The 17,410-nt window shown below is 67.0% G+C and carries 14 protein-coding genes; 4 read left to right on the forward strand and 10 right to left on the reverse strand.

Going from position 1 to position 17,410, the window contains the following annotated elements; genetic code table 11:
• Positions 1-43: 43 nt before the first annotated feature.
• A complete protein-coding gene (locus tag G6O68_RS18000; RefSeq protein WP_165250025.1) occupies positions 44-331 on the reverse strand; it encodes a hypothetical protein in 288 nt (95 codons plus the stop codon).
• Positions 332-592: 261 nt separating this feature from the next.
• On the opposite strand from G6O68_RS18000, the gene G6O68_RS18005 reads away from it, so the two are divergent.
• Positions 593-3,286 (forward strand): serine/threonine-protein kinase, encoded by a 2,694-nt coding sequence (locus tag G6O68_RS18005; protein ID WP_240911380.1) that lies wholly within the window; start codon positions 593-595, stop codon positions 3,284-3,286.
• Positions 3,287-3,295: 9 nt separating this feature from the next.
• Here the strand turns inward: G6O68_RS18005 and G6O68_RS18010 are convergent, their stop codons facing one another.
• From G6O68_RS18010 to G6O68_RS18035, 6 genes are all read right to left on the reverse strand, one after another.
• Positions 3,296-3,742, reverse strand: a complete 447-nt coding sequence (locus G6O68_RS18010) for a hypothetical protein (protein WP_165250026.1) — start codon at positions 3,740-3,742, stop codon at positions 3,296-3,298.
• A 7-nt stretch (positions 3,743-3,749) separates the two neighbouring features.
• Positions 3,750-4,379: an RNA polymerase sigma factor gene (locus tag G6O68_RS18015; RefSeq protein ID WP_165250027.1), complete on the reverse strand. Its 630-nt coding sequence runs from the start codon at positions 4,377-4,379 to the stop codon at positions 3,750-3,752.
• 141 nt (positions 4,380-4,520) lie between these two features.
• Positions 4,521-5,171: a hypothetical protein gene (locus tag G6O68_RS18020; RefSeq protein ID WP_165250028.1), complete on the reverse strand. Its 651-nt coding sequence runs from the start codon at positions 5,169-5,171 to the stop codon at positions 4,521-4,523.
• 54 nt (positions 5,172-5,225) lie between these two features.
• Complete coding sequence (locus G6O68_RS18025; protein WP_165250029.1) at positions 5,226-7,085, reverse strand: serine/threonine-protein kinase; 1,860 nt, start codon at positions 7,083-7,085, stop codon at positions 5,226-5,228.
• Between the two features lie 166 nt (positions 7,086-7,251).
• Positions 7,252-8,790 (reverse strand): FHA domain-containing protein, encoded by a 1,539-nt coding sequence (locus G6O68_RS18030; protein ID WP_165250030.1) that lies wholly within the window; start codon positions 8,788-8,790, stop codon positions 7,252-7,254.
• Positions 8,791-9,054: 264 nt separating this feature from the next.
• The gene (locus G6O68_RS18035) at positions 9,055-9,882 is read right to left on the reverse strand and encodes a hypothetical protein (protein WP_165250031.1); all 828 of its coding nucleotides are present in this window, start codon (positions 9,880-9,882) and stop codon (positions 9,055-9,057) included.
• A 580-nt stretch (positions 9,883-10,462) separates the two neighbouring features.
• Here G6O68_RS18035 and G6O68_RS18040 point away from each other — a divergent pair.
• Positions 10,463-11,134: a CAP domain-containing protein gene (locus G6O68_RS18040; protein WP_165250032.1), complete on the forward strand. Its 672-nt coding sequence runs from the start codon at positions 10,463-10,465 to the stop codon at positions 11,132-11,134.
• A 95-nt stretch (positions 11,135-11,229) separates the two neighbouring features.
• On the opposite strand, the gene G6O68_RS18045 is transcribed toward G6O68_RS18040, so the two are convergent.
• The 3 genes from G6O68_RS18045 to G6O68_RS18055 form a co-directional block, all read right to left on the reverse strand.
• Positions 11,230-12,579, reverse strand: coding sequence for a LysM peptidoglycan-binding domain-containing protein (locus tag G6O68_RS18045; protein WP_165250033.1), 1,350 nt, complete (start codon positions 12,577-12,579; stop codon positions 11,230-11,232).
• Between the two features lie 649 nt (positions 12,580-13,228).
• Entirely contained in the window at positions 13,229-14,116 is an 888-nt protein-coding gene (locus G6O68_RS18050; RefSeq protein ID WP_165250034.1) for a hydroxypyruvate isomerase family protein, read from the reverse strand.
• 59 nt (positions 14,117-14,175) lie between these two features.
• Entirely contained in the window at positions 14,176-15,525 is a 1,350-nt protein-coding gene (locus tag G6O68_RS18055; protein WP_165250035.1) for a Gfo/Idh/MocA family protein, read from the reverse strand.
• A gap of 186 nt (positions 15,526-15,711) precedes the next feature.
• Here G6O68_RS18055 and G6O68_RS18060 point away from each other — a divergent pair, with 186 nt between their 5' ends.
• Together G6O68_RS18060 and G6O68_RS18065 are read left to right on the forward strand one after the other, a co-directional pair.
• Positions 15,712-16,614: a nucleotidyltransferase domain-containing protein gene (locus G6O68_RS18060; protein WP_165250036.1), complete on the forward strand. Its 903-nt coding sequence runs from the start codon at positions 15,712-15,714 to the stop codon at positions 16,612-16,614.
• A 13-nt stretch (positions 16,615-16,627) separates the two neighbouring features.
• Entirely contained in the window at positions 16,628-17,386 is a 759-nt protein-coding gene (locus tag G6O68_RS18065; protein WP_165250106.1) for a nucleotidyltransferase domain-containing protein, read from the forward strand.
• The last annotated feature ends 24 nt before the right edge of the window (positions 17,387-17,410 follow it).

Consider the following 17,410-nt stretch of genomic DNA (forward strand, 5'->3'; position numbering starts at 1 on the left):
CGGGCTCCGTCCGGCCATCGATTTCGCACACGCCGGCGGATCTTCAGAGCGCCGCCGGCTCTCCATTTCGAATGTGATCCCCCCGCGTCATCTCGATCGGGTCCGCCGGCGAATGGCAGCTCGACCGCGTTCGGACCACCTTCGCCGCGACGTGATAACCGCCGCATCGAGGGCATCGATAGACGCTCAAGCGACGATTTCCCAGGTCGCGACCGGTGGCGCGGTTCCAGATCTCCATCGCCACGAGCTGCCCCTGCGCCCCCTGCCGATCGGCATGGAAGAGGCGTCGGCAGGCCGGATCGAACATGGGGAGGATCATTTGAGGCGACATGACCGCGAATCTCCTGAGTCGATAGGGTTCCCCGCGCCTCCCTGCCGCCGCGAGCCCGATCCGCGTCCCCCGTCGAGGGGCGGAAAAATCGACCGGCGCCCGCACCCATGAATGCCGCACCGAGTGCATCGTTCTAACGCGGGCCCCCTATTCCGGTGACTCGATTCGCATCGACCTTCGCGACGCCAGGTTTTCCAGGAGTCGTGAGCCTGGCGAGAAGCTTCCCATGAAGCGCCCAAAGTCACTCATCGGGAGGGTTTCTTGAGGGCCCGACGTCGAGGGGGTACAGTAGGGTGGGCCCGGGGAACATGCGTCGTTTTTTTGCAGACCGTCCGCCTGGGCGGTTCAGGATCCGGCATGCTCGATCCGAAGACATCGCGATTCTGGAAAGCGGGGCTGCAGAGCGGGCTGCTCGACGTCGAGTCACTCGCCCGGTGCTGGGAAGCCATCCCGCCCGAGAAGCGGCACGCATCGGAGCACCTCGACCGCAGGTTGGGCCGGCAGGCCGTCCAGCTCGGCCTGCTGACCCTGTGGCAGGCCCAGCAGCTCCTCGCCGGCCGCGTCACCGGATTTCTGGTCGATCGCTACGTCTTGCAGGACCTGATCGGCCAGGGAGGCATGGGTCGCGTGTACCTCGCCAGGGACAAGCGATTGAATCGCCAGGTTGCGTTGAAAATCCTCTCGCCCGAGCGGATGAACAACCCCCGCGCGATCGCCCGATTCCAGCGCGAGGCGAAGGTCGGCGCCCAACTTCAGCACGAGAACCTGGTCCGCCTGTACGACTTCGGAGAATCCAACGGGCGACACTTCCTGGTGATGGAGTTCATCGAGGGCCGAAGCCTTGGCTTCTTCATCGCCACGGAGGGGCGGATCCCATACGCGCTGGCCGCTCGGTTCTGCCAGCAAGTCGCCCTGGGGCTGGACCATGCGCACCGCAAAGGTCTGATCCACCGCGACGTGAACCCGTATAACGTCATCGTGACGAACGAGGGGGTCGCGAAGCTGGCGGACATGGGACTGGCGATCGATTTGGCCGATGAGGGGCAGGTCACGCGGGACGGCGCCACCGTCGGCACGTTCGATTACGTCGCGCCGGAGCAGGCCCGCCATTCGCACTCGGCCGACATCCGGAGCGACATCTATTCGCTCGGCTGCAGCCTGTATCACATGATCTCCGGCCAGGTGCCGTTCCCGCACCCCAGCCTGGCGGAGAAGCTGTTCGCCCACCAATCCCAGGATCCGGCCCCGCTCTCCGCCATGACCCCCGACCTGCCGCAGGGGCTGGTCGAGGTCGTCGCCAAGATGATGCGAAAGAAGCCCGAGGAACGCTACCAGACGCCACTGGAACTGGCCGCCGCGCTTCGGCCCTTCGCGGAAAAGACGACGTCCGACCGCGAACCCGTCCTGACGGCGATCGTCGCGGAGGTCGGGCAGGCCGAGGCGAGACCCGAGATCGCGCCTCCGGAGGTGCCGACGAGTACGACAGGGGGCGGCGACGGAGGCGCCGGGACTTCCGGAGAGTTTTCGCTCGGCCTGGAAATCCCTCCCGAGCCTTTGCTCACCGACGTTTCTCGAACGTCCAAGCCCTGGTTCGGTTCGAGCGGAGGCCGAACGTCCTCCTCCGGCAGCGGGACGAGTTCAAGCGGATCTGCCTCGACATCGGGCGTCTCGGCCTGGCACCTCGCCACGGCGGCCTCGACCGGACGAGGTCGCTGGATCGCGGCGGCGACCCTGGTGTCGGTCCTCGGGCTTTATGTGGGGACTTCCGCCATCCGGAGGTGGTGGCCGATCTCATCGGACGATTCGACTCCGCTCCGCAAGTCGGCGTCCTCGGCCGTCGGGAAGGATTCCGGGCGTGCGAGCCCCCCGGAGTTCTCCTGGGGAAAAGCGTCGATCGCCGTCCTCGGGGTCGACGGGAAGATGAAGGCGGCACCCGACCTCCTCAGGGCGATGGAGACGGCCCTTGGGGGCAAGGGCGTCGTGGTGTTCAAGAGGGGGGAGCCGATCGAATTCCAGGCGGACGCGGGCCTGAGCCTGTCAGGTCGCGGGAGCTTGCAGCTGCAGGGGGAGGGCGGGACGCCCACGGTCCTGAAGATCCGCCTGGACGGGAAGAAGCCTTTCCTGTCGCTGGGGTCGAGCGTCAACCTGGTGTTGAAGAACCTGACTCTGGAAGTCCACCGAAGCGGCGCCACGGAGGGAGCCGCCGCGACGCCGCCGCTAATCATGACCGCCGGCAAGTGCGAGCTCGATCACTGCGAACTGCGGGCCGCGCCGGCGGGCGGCTATCCCGGCTCCTGCGCCGTCCGGACGGATGGGAGCGGGATGAAGATCGATCATTGCTGGTTCGAGGGCTTTGAAACCGCCTTCGAGATCCACGCCCTGGCCGGCGCGACCCACGTGATTCGCGAATCCATGTTCGTCCCGGGGGGTACGCCGTCCGAGGCGGTGAAGGCCGGGAAATCGGTCCGGACGGGGTGGGCAGGCAAGATCCGTTTCGAGGGGGGCGGCTTGAGAGACGGATCGCGGTCGCTCCGGCTGGAACGCTGCACGGTTTCGGGCGAGGGATTGCTGCAACTGGTGGATTTCCCGGATCGCTCGAGGCTCGACCTGGAGGTCGTTTCGTGCGCAGTGAAGGTGGACCGGCTCCTGGATTGGAAACCTGCCACGCCCGAGGTTCCGCTCACCCGAGACGTGGTAGCCTGGAAAGGAGTGGAGAATCAGCTCGACGTGGTGGGCAATTCCTGGGTCTCGGGCCCGTCGAGCGTCCCTCCGATCGCCGGGCTCGACGAATGGTCCGCGCTCTTCTCCGAGACGCGACCGATCCGTTCGGCGATCCAGTTCGCGATGGGGCCGACGACGCCCGAGGGGCGCCTCTCCTCGCGAGCGTACGCGATCCTCAACGCGGACGCCTCCTCGCCGGGCGCCGACGCCGAAGACGTCGGCCCGCGGCCCTGAGCCCCGGCGTCAAGGATTGTCGTCGCCGAGCAGGTGCTCGCTGGATCGAAGGATGCGCTGCTGGCGGGTGACGGATGCGATGGCGGCGGAGGGCGTCACGCTCTGGGCCTCGAGGTCCGCGAGGTTCGCCTGGCAGAAGGGGCACTCGACGACCTCCAGATGGAACTGGAAGTACGCGCCCAGGTCGGGATCGAGCGCGTCGAGCAGATAGCTCCCCAGCTGCTGGCGGGTCGGGCAGGTCAGCCGGGACCGGCGCCAGATGGCCCCCAGGGAATGGAGGTGGAAGTCGTCGCGATCGTTGCGGACGTCTTCCAGGCGTGCCCGGAGCGAGGCCGATTCGCGAAGGGCTTTCTCGACGCGGGCCATCAGTTCGGGCGGCAGTCGATCGGCCAGGTAGGCGCGGAGCGTCTCTTCTTCGATCGCGGCCGGGCCTTGGGTCGGATCTTCACGACTCATCACGCCGTCACCCTTCGTTGAGTTCGTCGAAACTCATCCCCGCGCGGCGGGCCATGTCCTTGAGCCGGGCGATCGTCTGGAACTTGTAGCTGGCCACGGCCTGCTCGGTGAGGCCCAGCCGGCGGGCCACGTCCTTGTTGGCCCAGCCCTTCACGATCAGCAGCTCCATGCAGCGGATTCGGTCGAAGTCGCCCCGCCCGAGCCATTCGCGGACGAGGCGTCCCATCGATTCGCTGAGGAGCTGTTCCTCCTCGCGTCGACGTTCGCCGCTGCGGGCGATGCTCGACGCGGCGCGGGCGCCGCCGGCCACCTCGTCGAGGGGCCGGCCGTGGTCGTCCGAGCCGAATTGGTCGATAGGCCGCCGTCCTTGCTTCCGGAGATGGTCGGTCAGCTTGTGGGCGGCGATCGAGAACAGGTAGGCTTCGATGTCGCGCTTTTCGTCGTAGTGCGGCAGGCTCGTGAGGAAGCCGATGAACGTCTCCTGCACGACGTCCTCGCTCGCCGCGCGATCCCGCAGGCGGCTGTCGACGAAGGCGAGGAGCCTGCCCTCGAAACGCTCGATGAGTTGCCGCCAGGCCAGGGCCTTTCCCGATCGGACTTGTCGGACGATCAGGGCGTCGGATTCGGACGTCGCCATCGGAGGAGGTGTCTCGCCTGGAGGTCGCTCGGTTGCCGCCGATCCGCGCCCGGCCTCTCGGGATTCTAACTCCGCCGACGGCCCCTTGGCTATCGAAACCCTCGCGGACGGCGGGGAACGCCGACACGTCGTGAGATTCGATCAGCTGAGCATTTGGTAGATTAGCACGCCCGAGGCCCCCACAACGGCGGCCGCGGCCAGGCGGAGGCGGCTGGTGTAGTAGCCCTTGGTCGCCTCGTCCGCCCGGATGTATCCGGAGGTGGACGCCAGGCAGACCAGAAGGAAGCCGAACAGGGCCCCGAGCTTCAAGATCCGCTCGTGTACCACGTCGCCCTGGTAGGCGGCGATCAAGCGATCGCGTCGAGCGGCGTCGAACTCCGCGTCCAGGGCGGCGGTGTAGACCGTCCCGTAGGGCTTCTCCTCGGGGGTCACCCGGGTCTCGACGACGAGATCGTCGACGAGGTGCCCCGGAGGGAGCCAGGACATCGGGACCTGTGGATCGAGCCAGGAACGCACCTCTTCCACGAGCTGGCGGCGGGCGTCGGCCTTGGCGCGCTCCTCGGTGGCGGATACCTGGCCCAGAACCTGACGCACCGTCCCTTCGTGATCGCTCGCGACGGTCCTGATGGATCGAGGCTCGCCGGCGTCGCGAGCGAATCGTGTGGTCAGGGCGCGGACGGCCCGGTCGATCCCCCCGTCAGGTCGCGAGACTTCAACTCGCGTCACCGAGACGAAAGAGAGCAGGATCAGGCCGACCCCGAGGAACAGCAGGAGTTGCAGCAGGCGTTTCATGAGACTGATTCCCTATCGGCTACGGGGTACGAGCAGGACTGATACGCCCCGGAGTCACGCGGCCCGCGTCCGCCCCCCGGCCTTATCAAGGGTCTTCACGTATTCGGCGTATCGCGCGGCCTTCTCGCTCCAGGGGCTGACGAGCTGCACCGCGCCGGCGATCATCATGGCGATCGCGGGCCCCTCCGCCTCGTGATGGGGCCAGAGCGGGAGCAGGGCTACGCTGACGAGGAGCGTCCACGCGAAGGGCAGGAGCCGGAACCGTTTCTTCCGATCGCGGACGGCCTGACCGTACCACCCCGAAGTCCCCGCGTAGAGGGCCGCGAAATAGGCGGGGGTGAGCGTCGCGGTGCGGGGGTCCATCAGGAGCCCCCGCGACAGAAGGTAGGCGCCGCCCCCCACGCCCGCCCCGAGCAGGGCCGACGCGAGGCGACGACCGATCGGGTCGACTCCCCGAGCTTCCAGAACCTTGTTCATCACGAGGGCGCCCCAGGCGCCGAGGAGGGTGGTCCCGTAGAGAAAGACCAGCCGGGTCGTCTCATGCGCCGGATCGACGCCGAGGGCGGCGGCCGCCGGCAGGATGAGCATGCCCACCAGGAGGGCCGACCAGAGCATGGAGGCGGTCGCCTCAGCGACGCACGCCCTCCCCGTCGGGGCCTGGGGGGGCTCGGGGGGTTGATACGCGGGCCGGAAGCCGCGATCGGCGGCGCCCGCCGGTTCGTCGAGCACCTGTCGCTCGAAGCCCGCTTGCCGGAAAGGCGCCGCGGGCCGCCGACGCGCCGAGGCTCCGTCGCGCATCCGTCGCCAGTCGGCGGCGAGCCGCTGGTGAAGAGCATTCGCCTTCCCCGGAGGCAGGGTGTCGGGGCCGATGTAGAAGACGGGCTCCTCGTCGTCGATCCGATGGACTTCCACGGGGTCGGGCGTGGGCGTCGCCGTCGAGGCGGCCGCGGCCCCCCTGTTCCCGATGATGCGGATCTCGGGGGCCCGGGGGGCGTCGCCGGGGAGAAGCAGGTCGTAGATCCGCGAGGGACGCTGGTTGGGGTCCTTCGCGAGGGCCCGCGAGACGATCTTGCGGTATTCCTCCGGCAGCGCCGCCACGTCCGGCCGCGCCGTCAGGTGCTTCATCAGGATCTCGTTGACGGTCTCGCCGTCGAAGGGGACCCGGCCGAGGAGCATCTCATAGAGGATCACCCCGACGGCGTAGACGTCGATCGGCTTGTTGTACTTCCCGGAGCCGATCTCCGGCGCCATGTAATGGCACGTCCCGATGCTCTCGGAGTGCTCGCTGCCGTGGCTCGCGGTGATCAGCTTGGCGAGGCCGTAGTCGCCGATCTTGACCACGCCCTCTTCCATGAAGAGGTTCGCCGGCTTGAGGTCGCGGTGGACGACGCCGTGGTCGTGCAGGTAGGCGACGCCCTCGACGAGGCCCCGCAGCCAGTGCCGGACCTCGTCCGGTGGGAGGCCGCCGGGGTTCTCGCGGAGGACCTGCGCCAGGCTCGGGCCGGCGACGTATTCCATGACGACGAACGCGTCCCCCCCCTCGGTCGTCTTCAGGTCGAAGATCGTCAGGAGGTTCGGGTGCTTGAGGTTCATGCACTGGACCACGCCCCGGCGCTCGACGTCGAGGTTGCGGAGGATCAGCTTGAGGGCGACCTCCCTGCCGGAATCCGAGGTCGCGTAGTAGACCTCGCCGAACCCCCCCCGGCCGACGGCTCGCTTGATCGTGTAGCCTTCGAGCGGGCGGTCGCCGGAGCCGAAGGCGTAACGACCGCCGGGCTGCCGCATGGACGTGGAATCAAGCATGGGGACGTTTCCCGTCGGCTTTCCGGAGAGGAAGCCGGACGCCTCCTCTTCGTGATAGTGGACCGTCTCGTCGAGGTGGTCTTCGACCCGGTTCGCGGCCGTCGCGCCCATCGGTTGCTCCGCTCCAGGGTCCGGTAACTGTTCGCGTCGAGCCACGGTTCTGTCCTTCCGGCCCATCGTCAGTTCGCCGGGGATGAGGGAATGTTGATCGCCGACGGCGGATTTCGCCCACTTCCGGGATCCTTGCAGGCGCCGCTCCGAAGTGGTCGCGGGTCGATCAGACTCGGTTCGGGGCCAGCGGCTCCAGGCTGAATGAAAAGCCCTCGCCCAGCACGCTGGAGTTCATGGTCAGGGGCGCCCGCGACATGCATGGGCGGCCGTCGACCTCGAATCCACCCTTCGCCCGGCACCAGAGGGCGTCCCCCTGTCGATAGAGCACCACCGGGTCCCGGAGCGTCGCCGCCGAGATGTGCGCGTGGCTTTCCGGGCCCACGATGCAGGTTTCCGCCATCAGCAGGACGCCGTCGACCGCGAGGGGGAGGCGATGCCGGCTGACGATCGCGAGTCGGGCCGTGGCGCTGAACGGGCTGGGCTGCCGGAACTCCAGCTCGACCGTCGACCCCAGGCGGACGACGTCGCCGTTGCGGAGGACCGTCGGCTCGATCACGCGACGACCGTTCACGTACGACTCCTGGTGGGGCTCCAGCATGTAGCTCTCGCTCCCCCGGACCAGGGTCGCGTGCCTCCGCGACAGGTCCCCCATCAGGGGGACGTCGGCAGGGCCGTCCGGGCCGGCGCGGCCGAGCACGACGCGGTCGTCCAGGCAAACGAGGTAGCCGCCCACGGCGTCCGCCCAGAGCAGGAACCGGCCGGTGAGGCCATCGGTCGCGGCGAGCGCCAGCGGTCGGTCCGGCGCGGGTTCGAATCGGCGAGGGGCGATGGGATCCTGAAGCTTCGGGAAGAGGCGGCGTTCCACGTCCTTCCGAGGGGGATGGGGCTCGCCCTCGGGGCCGTTGTCCGGCTCCTCGGACCTGGTGATCGGGACGACTCGCGGGGGATCGGGCTTGCGACGGGCCCACTGCGAGCCGCTGGAAGGCCCGATCGCCGCGATCTTCTGCCAGGCCTTCGCTCGCGCCTGGCGGGCGGCCGGATGTTCGGGAACGGTGGCGACCAGGGCTTCGGCGGCCGCGAGGATCTTCGGCCACTCCCCGTCGGAGAGCGCCGTGTAGAGCGCCTCGACCAGGGGGGCCGAGGCCTTCTGACGGGCTTCGAGTTCACCCCGGGCCGTCGCGACGGCGTTCTGGATGGTGATGGCTCCGGCTCCGGCGGCGAGCCGTTCTGCCCGGTCGAGGTGCTCGTGGGCGTGACCGAACTCGCCCCGGCGGGCGTCGCTCGCTGACTGTCGCCAGGCGTCGGCGATCTCGCGAAACCGTCGGAGCGAAGGCCCGGAGATCCTGTCCCGGGCCAGGGCCTCGACGCGGTCGAGGGCCCGGATCGGCTCGCCGACCTCGAGGTCGCCGCGAATCTCGTCGGCCATGAGGTCCGCCAGGCTCATCCGGGCCGCCGCGAGCGAGTCGGGAGGGCCCCCCAGGCGTTCGGCCAGCCTGAGGTCCTCGACGGCCCCGGCGAGGTCGTCGGCCGCTCCGCGCCGCGCCGCCCGGGCGATCAGGTCGAGGCCCAACCGCGATCGAAATTGGACCGCCTGATGATGATCGGCGACGTCGGGCCGACCCGCGAGGGCGTAGGCTTCCTCGAACCGCCCGGCCCGCGCGGCCTCTTCGGCCTGTCGCAGCACGATCCGCCATTGGCCCATCATGGTTGATTCGCCGCCCGGAGTGACCATGGGTTCTCACTCTCCGCCATCTTACGCTGGGTATCTGACGCCGCTCAACACGTCGAACGGGGCGTCGTGGGGGCCGAGATCCGTCCTCCGCCTGAGGCGACGTCGGCCGGTGTGGGGGCGGGGATGGCGGGCGGGACCGCCGGGCCGTCTCGCCGTGCGGAAACCGGAAGAAGCCGCCCGGCCGCCGCGTCATCGGGCGGCCGGACGGCCTCGGGTGTCCGCTGTCCGCGGGTGGGCTCAGAGGCTCTTCCCGCCGGTCTTGGCCTCGGTGCCGGGGGCCGACGCGGGGGTGAACTCGGCGTCGATCTCCTGCACCACGTCGCGGGTCGGGTTGACCTCGACGGGGACGCCGGACTCGGCGTAGCGACCTTCCATCTCGGCCTTGCGGGCCATCACTTCGAGCTTCTTCTCCAGGTCGGCGACCGTCTCACGGGCGTGCGACAGGGCGCCGCCGTCGAGCTGGAACTCGTTGGAGGTCTGGGTGGCCTCGATCTGGCGGAGGCGGGCCTCGATCTCGTCGAGCTTCGTGGTCAGCGTCTTCTTCTGGGCCATCATGGTGACGAGCTGCTTGCGGAAGGCGACGATCTCGCTCTGTTTGGCCTTGATCGTGGACTCCTTGGCTTCCAGGATCTTCTTCACGTTGTTGTAGGAGTCGTAGCGGCGGGCCAGGTCGTTCTTGACCTCGTCCTCGGTGTAGGCGACCCGGCTGTGGCCGGCGAGGCGGTAGTCGCCCGTCTTGAGGCTCTCGCGGAGCGTGAGCATGGCGGTCTTCTCGACGTCCATGTTCGTCCGGATGGCCGCGACTTCCTTGTCGAGGTGCTCGACGTCCACCTCGGCGCGGGCGAGCTTCTCGATGTTCTCGCGGATCGCCGGCTCCAGGCTGGCGATCTCCTCGCGAGCCCGATCGATGTCGAAGGGCAGGGGCACCATGTCCTTGGCGTCCCGACGGACCTTGTGGAAGGCGGTCTTCACGTAGCTGGGGGCGTGCGTGCCGAACACCAGGAACAACGTCCCGGCTCCGAGGGCCGCACCGACGACCGACTTCTTGACCAATGAGCAGGCCATGCTGAGTCTCCTGAAACCGGGAACCTGGATGTTCGTCCGCGTCCGATTCTGCGTCCACGAACCTGATCGGCGGCGGCCACTTCTCGACCCGTCCCGCCATACACAGGTAATTCGACGCCCCGCCGGGTTTATTGGAGGTCCTGCATTTCCGTGAGCCGGTATCCCCGAAGAGCACCTGGAGCCATGGCGGCCGAGCCTCGGCGAGTCCGGCCGTTGTGACTTACATTGTAAGTTTTTACTCCTAGCGGCATTCGAGAAGGGCCTTCGCGGCCCTACCACCGTCAGGATCGATCCAGCCGCAACCTGATTTCCCATAATAATCTGCGTCACGGCTTCGGCACACGTCTTGCTCTAGGAGCGTTCGTCTTCGGAAAGGGCCGCCGTCGCCGCATGGCGGATTCAATCGGCCCGGCCATACCGCCTCGCTCGCCTTGATTTCCTCCGGCTCATCCGACCTCCGACGCTTTCGACTCCCCCTTAAGGCCACGCCTCCGCCCGCCTTCTCGGCTCGCGGCGTGGGTGCCGAAGCGTCCCCGGTGCGCCTTGTCGAGATTACATCCCGAGAAAGGGCAGGATATCCATGACGAAGCTCCAGTCCCCCTGGATCCTGATGCTCCTCTTCGCCGCCGCCCCCGCTTCGGCCCAGGAAGCCTCGGAGGGACCGATCTCGCGATTCGTCGGTCGCTTCCGCCAACCCTCGCATCAGCACCATCACGTGCACGTTCAGCCGGCCGCCCCGGTCTATGATTACACCTATGCCCAGGTCCAGCCGGCCGTCGCCCAGGAGCCCCAGCCGGAGGTCCCGGATGCAACGCCCGGAACGGAATCAACCGACGAAGTCGCCCCGCATGCCGAGGCTGTGGCCACGGAGGCGCCTCCCGTTCCCCAGGACGCTGCGGAGGTCGCTCAGGCGGAGCCCACCTACGAATACTCGTCGGGATGCGATCCTTACGGATTCATGCACGTCCTGAACCGCATCCGGTCCTCGGCCGGCCTCCATCCGCTCGAATACGATCCCAATCTGTCCTCGTGGGCGCATCAGAATAACGCGGAGCAGTGCCGCCGCGGGCTGGGCCACCACGTCAATCCTTCGGGCATCCAGAACTGCGCGTACAACTACACGGACGCCGACTCGGCTGCGGCCGGCTGGATGAATTCGCCCGGGCACCGCCGGAACATGCTCTCGCCTTCCGCCACCCGCTTCGGCATCGCCTTCGGTCCCGGCCCCTACTGGACGCTCAACGCTCGCTGAGGAAAATTCCAGGGTTTCGAAACGCGAACGGCCCTCCCCCAGATTTCGGGGAGGGCCGTTCGCGTTTGTGAAAGGGCTCCAAACCTAATCCGGATTCAGGGTGCCGGAGTTACCGCGGCGGAGGGCAAGATGAGTCGTTGCCCCACACGGGGGCGGCCTTCGGGCGTCAGGACGTCGCGATTGAGTGCGATGATCTCCAGGGCCTTCCGCTCATCGCCGCACTTCTCCCGGGCGATGATCCGAAGCGTGTCCTCGGGCCGAACCACGTGGACCGCGAATCCACCGGTCCCCGACGCCTCCTGGACGGGCGGCGTCGGCTCGACGTAGGAGGCCCGGACCATCTCCGGATCGCGTCGCGGAGTCGACCTTCTCGGAGCCGGCGATGCACCGATCGGGGTCGGCGACTCGGTCATGACCATCTTCGGGTCGAGCTTACCCAACGCAGGGACCGCGATCGACTTGCCGGGAGTTAATGCGTCAGGCCAGGCGATCCGGTCGCGATTGGCCCACCAGAGGGCCCACGCATAGCGAGAATCGCCATAAAAGCGATGAGCAAGAGCCCCGAACGTCTCCTCCTCGCTCACGATGTGCATCTCCGGCCCAGCGTTCTGCTCCGACTTAGCGGTGTAATCGGCGCGGAAAGCTTGCGGGTCGCGGGATGGCTCGGGACTGGGTCCGGCCGCCGTCGGGGCCGGCCAGGGTGATCGGATGGATCCGTCGATAATGGGGCCGCCGCTCGCGAGGGATTCGAATCGATCCCCCGCCGTCAAGCCGAGTGAGCCCTCAGGGCCACCCACCCCCCTGAGCGGCCGAGGTTCCGACAGCGTTCGTGACGGATCGACGGGCTCCGAAACAATCGACGGACGACGGGAAGGGGCCGAGTCGATCCTCTCCACCCGCGACGCCCGCGACGCTTCTGGGTCTTCGGCATGCTTCACGACGCCCAGAAGCCGGCCGAGGGCCGCGAGGCGCGGGAACTCCGAGGCCAGTGGCCGGGACGGGCCAGCGACCTTCTGGACCTGTCGAAAGGTCGGGGCTCCAACCTTACTAGCCGAGTCGATCACGAGTTTAGGATCGCCGGGCGAGCCGGGCTTCGTGACTGTGAGGGTGTCCTGACTCCCGCTCACGACCATGGCCGGTTGGCCGTCGCGATCCGCTGAGGACACGATATGGATGACCCCATCCACCTTCTCGATGGCGCTCACGAGCTTGAGGAGTTCGGCGATCGTGACCTTGTCGAAATCGACAGTGATCGTGCCGTGCACCTTGATCTGGGTGGATGGAGCCGAGTCATCTCGACCGAGCATGGCCCCGTCCGCGGATGGGGCGGACGACTCCGAATCCACGGCGAAGGCCGGCCGTCCCAGGGTGCCGAACGCCAACAACAGCCCCAAGGAGAAGAGGGAGAAGCTCCCGCCTGGATGTCGCTTCCGTGCCAGGTTCAAGGTTTCGTCCTCGCCGATAGGGGCCTCTCGCAGCCCAGGCCTCGGCCGAGTCGGCTCAAGGCGTCGAGCGATCGTTCGCGCCGGCGGTCCGCATCGAATCGATGCCGCAACCACCTCCGCACGTCTGGGGCGCGGCGTGGGCTTCCATCCCAGATTTCGGCATGGACAGGGCGGGAGCTTGAGGATTGCGAGCCTGGTGCGGATCCGCCGCATCGGATCGATCGCCCGGCCTGGCCGACCGTAAGATTGGCGGATTTTAAGTTTTCGATGAACTTGACCGTTGGATCAATGCGATCTATTGTTGATGTAGGAAGACGAGGGTTTCGGAAATCGAACAAGCTCCGATCCTCCCATCTCCCTCCTTGCTCCTAGACGAGTTTCGATCGACCACACCGGAAAACTTCTCGGTGGCTCCGGGTGTTCCGGTTCGTTCAGCCCTCGCTTGGGGCGGCTTCAGTTGTTCTGTCGGAAAGGCCTGCTATTCCGAGCCGATAGAGACTGGATGCCTCGCGAGGTACAACGGGCGGGGGAGATTACTCTCCCCCGCCCGTTTTTTGTTGGTGCGGTCTTCAGGAAGCACGGCCCCGGATCGGGGCGGGGGACGACCCCGGCGTGAACGTGTGCGCCGGGATCCTGACAGGCGGGCGGATCAGACGATGCAGAGTTCAACGGCCTCGGCCAGGCTCTTCAGCGGCTCGCGGACCGGGATGAACTCGTGGGCGAAGAAGACCTCGTCCTTCAGGTCGGCGATGGCGCGTGCGATGGCCTTGTAGTTCAGCTCTTGCGACTCGTCGATCTCGTGACGGCCAGGGTTCCCGCCGGTGTGATAGTGGCCGAAGGCGGCGTGATCCTTCTCGATCGTGCGGATGACGTCCCCCTCCATGATCTGCATGTGGTAGATGTCGTACAGCAGCTTGAAGTTGTCCGACCCCACCCGCTTGACCAGCTCGACGCCCCACCTGGTGTTGTCGCACATGTAGTCGGCGTGGTCGACCTTGCTGTTGAGCAGCTCCATGTTGAGGACGACGTTGGCCTTCTCGGCGACCGGAACGATCTTCCTGAGCGCCTTGACGCAGTTGTCCATCCCCACCTTGTCGTCGATGCCGCGGCGATTGCCCGAAAAGCAGATGACGTTCCGCCATACCTCCTTCGAGGTCGCCTCGATCGCGGCGTTCATCATCTCCAGAGACTTCTCGTGGAACTTCGGGTCGCAGAGGCCGTCGCTCAGGGGATGGGAGCCGACCATCGTGCAGACGAGGCCGTGCTTCTTGATCGTTTCAAAATCGGGGGGTGACAACAGGTCGATTCCGACGAGGCCTATCTGCTTGGCGGCCGAGCAGAGCTCGTCGAGCGAGATCTTCCCGTAGCACCACCGACAGACGGACTGCTTCAGCCGGCCTTCGGCGGCCGACTTCCGGGCGCCGGCGGCGAAAGCCGTGGACGTCGCGGAGCCGAGCGTCGCGCCGGCGGCGACGGCCGCCGTGGCGGCCCGGAAGAGATCGCGTCGGGTGTTTTCCGGCTTGGGAGAGAGCGGCATGTTCGGCTCCTTGATTCGGATCGGGACTGTCGGCTGATCATGACGCGGGGACGCTTCGCTCAGCTCGAGGTTTCGGCCGGGTGGGTCCAGGGCCCGCGATACGGACGCTTGAGCAGCGCATTGGCCTCGTCGTCGCCGACGATCTGGTGGTTCTCGGCATCCCAGGCGAGGGAACGGCCGAGCTTCTGCGACATGTTCGCCAGGATGCACGCGGTCGTCGAGAGGTAGCCCTGCTCGATGTCCGCCACCGGCCTGCTGCGGTTGGCGATCGCCGACAGGAAGTCCAGCATGTGGTAACGAACCGCCGGCGCGACCTGGCGTTCCAGGTCTTTCTCGGTCTTGTCGACCGGATACTGATCCAGCTCCATCGTCACGTCGCGGTGCACGGGCGGCCCCTCGTTGGGGATGAAATCGTAGCCGTTGATGCTGAACTTCAACGTCCCCTTGTCGCCGTAAAGCGTTCCGCCCCAGGGGTACTTCGGGTCGGGTGACGAGCCCCAGGTACGATGCTGCCAGACGACGTCCAGGCCGTCGAACTCGAAAGTGGCGACCTGGGTGTCGGTCGTGTTGCTGGAGCCTCCCTTCCCCATCACGATTCCACCCGCCGACGCGACCGATTTGGGGGCTCCCAGGTCCAGCATCCAGCGAACGGTGTCGAGCATGTGGATGCACATGTCGCCGATGATCCCGTTGCTGAACTCCATGTAGCCTCGCCAGCCTCGAGGGTGGATGCTGGGGTTGTAAGCCCGCATTGGTGCGGGGCCGACGAACATCTCCCAGTCCAGATACTCCGGCGCGGGCCCCTCCGGGGGCGAGCCGTTGCTCCGCATGTGGTAGTAGCAGTAGACCTCGGCGAACCCGACCTTCCCGAGCTTGCCCGCCTTGACGATCTCGTCCCGAGCCTCGATCAGGTGGGGGGTGCTCCGGCGCTGGGTGCCCACCTGGACGACCCGGTTGTGCTTGCGCGCGGCGCGGAGCATCGCGGTCCCTTCGGCGACGTCGACGCTGATCGGCTTCTGGACGTAGACGTCGGCGCCGGCCTCGACCGCCGCGATCATGGAGAGCGCGTGCCAGTGGTCCGGAGTGGCGACCAGGACGATGTCCAGGTCCTTCTCCTTGAGCATCTCGCGGTAGTCGCCGTAGGTCCGCGGGGTCTTTCCGGACGCCTGTCGGCTCGCGACGATCTCGGCCGCCTCGCCGAGCATCCGCTTGTCGACGTCGGCCATCGAGACCACCTCGACCGGGGCGACCTGGATCAGCCGGAGGAGGTCGACCTTGCCGTACCAGCCCGGGCCGATGATCCCCACCCGTTTGACCGGCTGATCGGCGACTTCCTCGGCTTTCGCGCGGTAGGCCGCCGGCAGCGTCAGGCCCATGGCCCCCGTCTTCAGAAATCCACGACGATCCATGACACGACCCCTCTCGACTGGTCCACCGACGGATTGCCGCCGCTCGCACTCGCCCCAATGTATTCCCTTCCTCGAGGCTTCGCGAGAGTCTAGACGAGAAGCCTCGCGATCGAGATTCACCCATGCTGAACCTCTTGCGAAGGCCTGTGTCCGGTGGACGTGGCGGCTTTCGGAGGTTCGCAAGCGGTGAGCACGATCCAGAGATTGACGGATGCGGGCCTGGTCCGGCCGCCGAGATGGCTCCCCGGCAACGTCCAGTACGAGACGATCATGGGGAGCGTTGCGTACGGCGTCTCCTCCGACACGAGCGACGTCGACGTCTACGGCTGGGCGATGCCCCCCAAGGACGACGTCTTCCCTCACCTTCGCGGCGAGATCCTCGGCTTCGGGACGCACAGGAAGCGATTCGAGGTCTTCCAGGAGCACCACATCCGCGACGCCGACGCGCTCGGGGGAAGCGGTCGGACGTACGACGTCACCCTGTTCAGCATCGTCCGATTTTTCGATCTGGCGATGCAGAACAACCCGAACGTCCTTGACTCGCTCTTCACGCCGATCAACTGCGTCCTGCACTGCACCCGGGTCGGGAACCTCGTCCGCGAGAACCGACGCCTCTTCCTCCACGAGGGAGCGTGGGCCAAGTTCAAGGGATACGCCTATTCGCAACTCCACAAGATCGCCACCAAGAAGCCCGAGGGCCGCCGCGCCGAGCTCGTCGAGAGGCACGGCTACGACGTGAAGTTCGCCTACCACGTCGTCCGTCTCATCGGCGAGGTGGAACAGATCCTCACCGAGGGGGACGTCGACCTTCAGCGCGACAACGAGAGGCTCAAGGCGATCCGGAGGGGCGAGTGGACCGAGGAACGGCTCCGCTCCTGGTTCGCCGAGAAGGAGACGCAACTCGAAGCCGCCTGCGCCGCGAGCGATCTCCCCGCGACGCCCGACGAATCGCGTATCAAGGACCTTTTGATGCGATGCCTCGAGGAACACTACGGCAGCCTCGACGCATGCATCGTCGATCCCGAGCGAGCCGTCGTCGCGCTCCGCGAGATCCAGGCGAGTCTGGATCGGGTCAAGGATCTACTCTGAGGTGCAAATCGCCATGAACGCCCAGCAACGCCTGGAAGCCGCGGCCGCCGCGCATCCCTTTCCGCTCCTGTTCGCCACGATCAGCGGCGCGCATCTCTACGGTTTCGCCTCGCCCGATTCCGACTACGACCTGCGAGGTTGTCATGTGCTGCCCGCAGACGAGATCTTCAAGCTCGATCCCGGCCCGTGGACGGTCCAGACCGATCGACGCGAGGCCGACGGCTTCGAACTGGACCTGGTGACCCACGACGCCCTCAAGTTCTTCGGGCTGATGCTCAAGAAGAACGGGTACGTCCTGGAGCAGCTCCATTCGCCGCTGATCGTCGCAACCACGCCCGAGCATGAGGAGTTGAAGTCCATCGCCCGCCTCTGCATCACCCGTCATCACGCCCACCATTACCTGGGCTTCGCCGAGACCCAATGGCGACTCTTCGACAAGGAGCGGCCCCGTCGCGTCAAGCCGCTCCTTTACGTCTATCGAGTGCTCCTGACCGGCATCCACCTGATGCAGACCGGCGATATCGAGGCCAACCTGGCCAGGTTGAACGAAACGGCCCGTCTGCCGCACGTCGCGGACCTCATCGCCCGCAAAATCGACGGCCCCGAACGTGCGACGCTGGAAGACGCCGACATCGAGAGGCACCGCCGCGAGTTCGAACGCCTGCGATCCGAGCTTGAGACGGCGAGTCGATCGAGCGAACTCCCCGAGCGTCCCACCGCGAGGGCGGCCCTGGACGACCTGCTGATCCGCCTCCGACGACAGGCCGGATGAAGCCACAGGGTCTGACCATCCCAC

The sequence above is a fragment of the Paludisphaera soli genome (assembly GCF_011064595.1).
Taxonomy (GTDB): Bacteria; Planctomycetota; Planctomycetia; order Isosphaerales; family Isosphaeraceae; genus Paludisphaera; species Paludisphaera soli.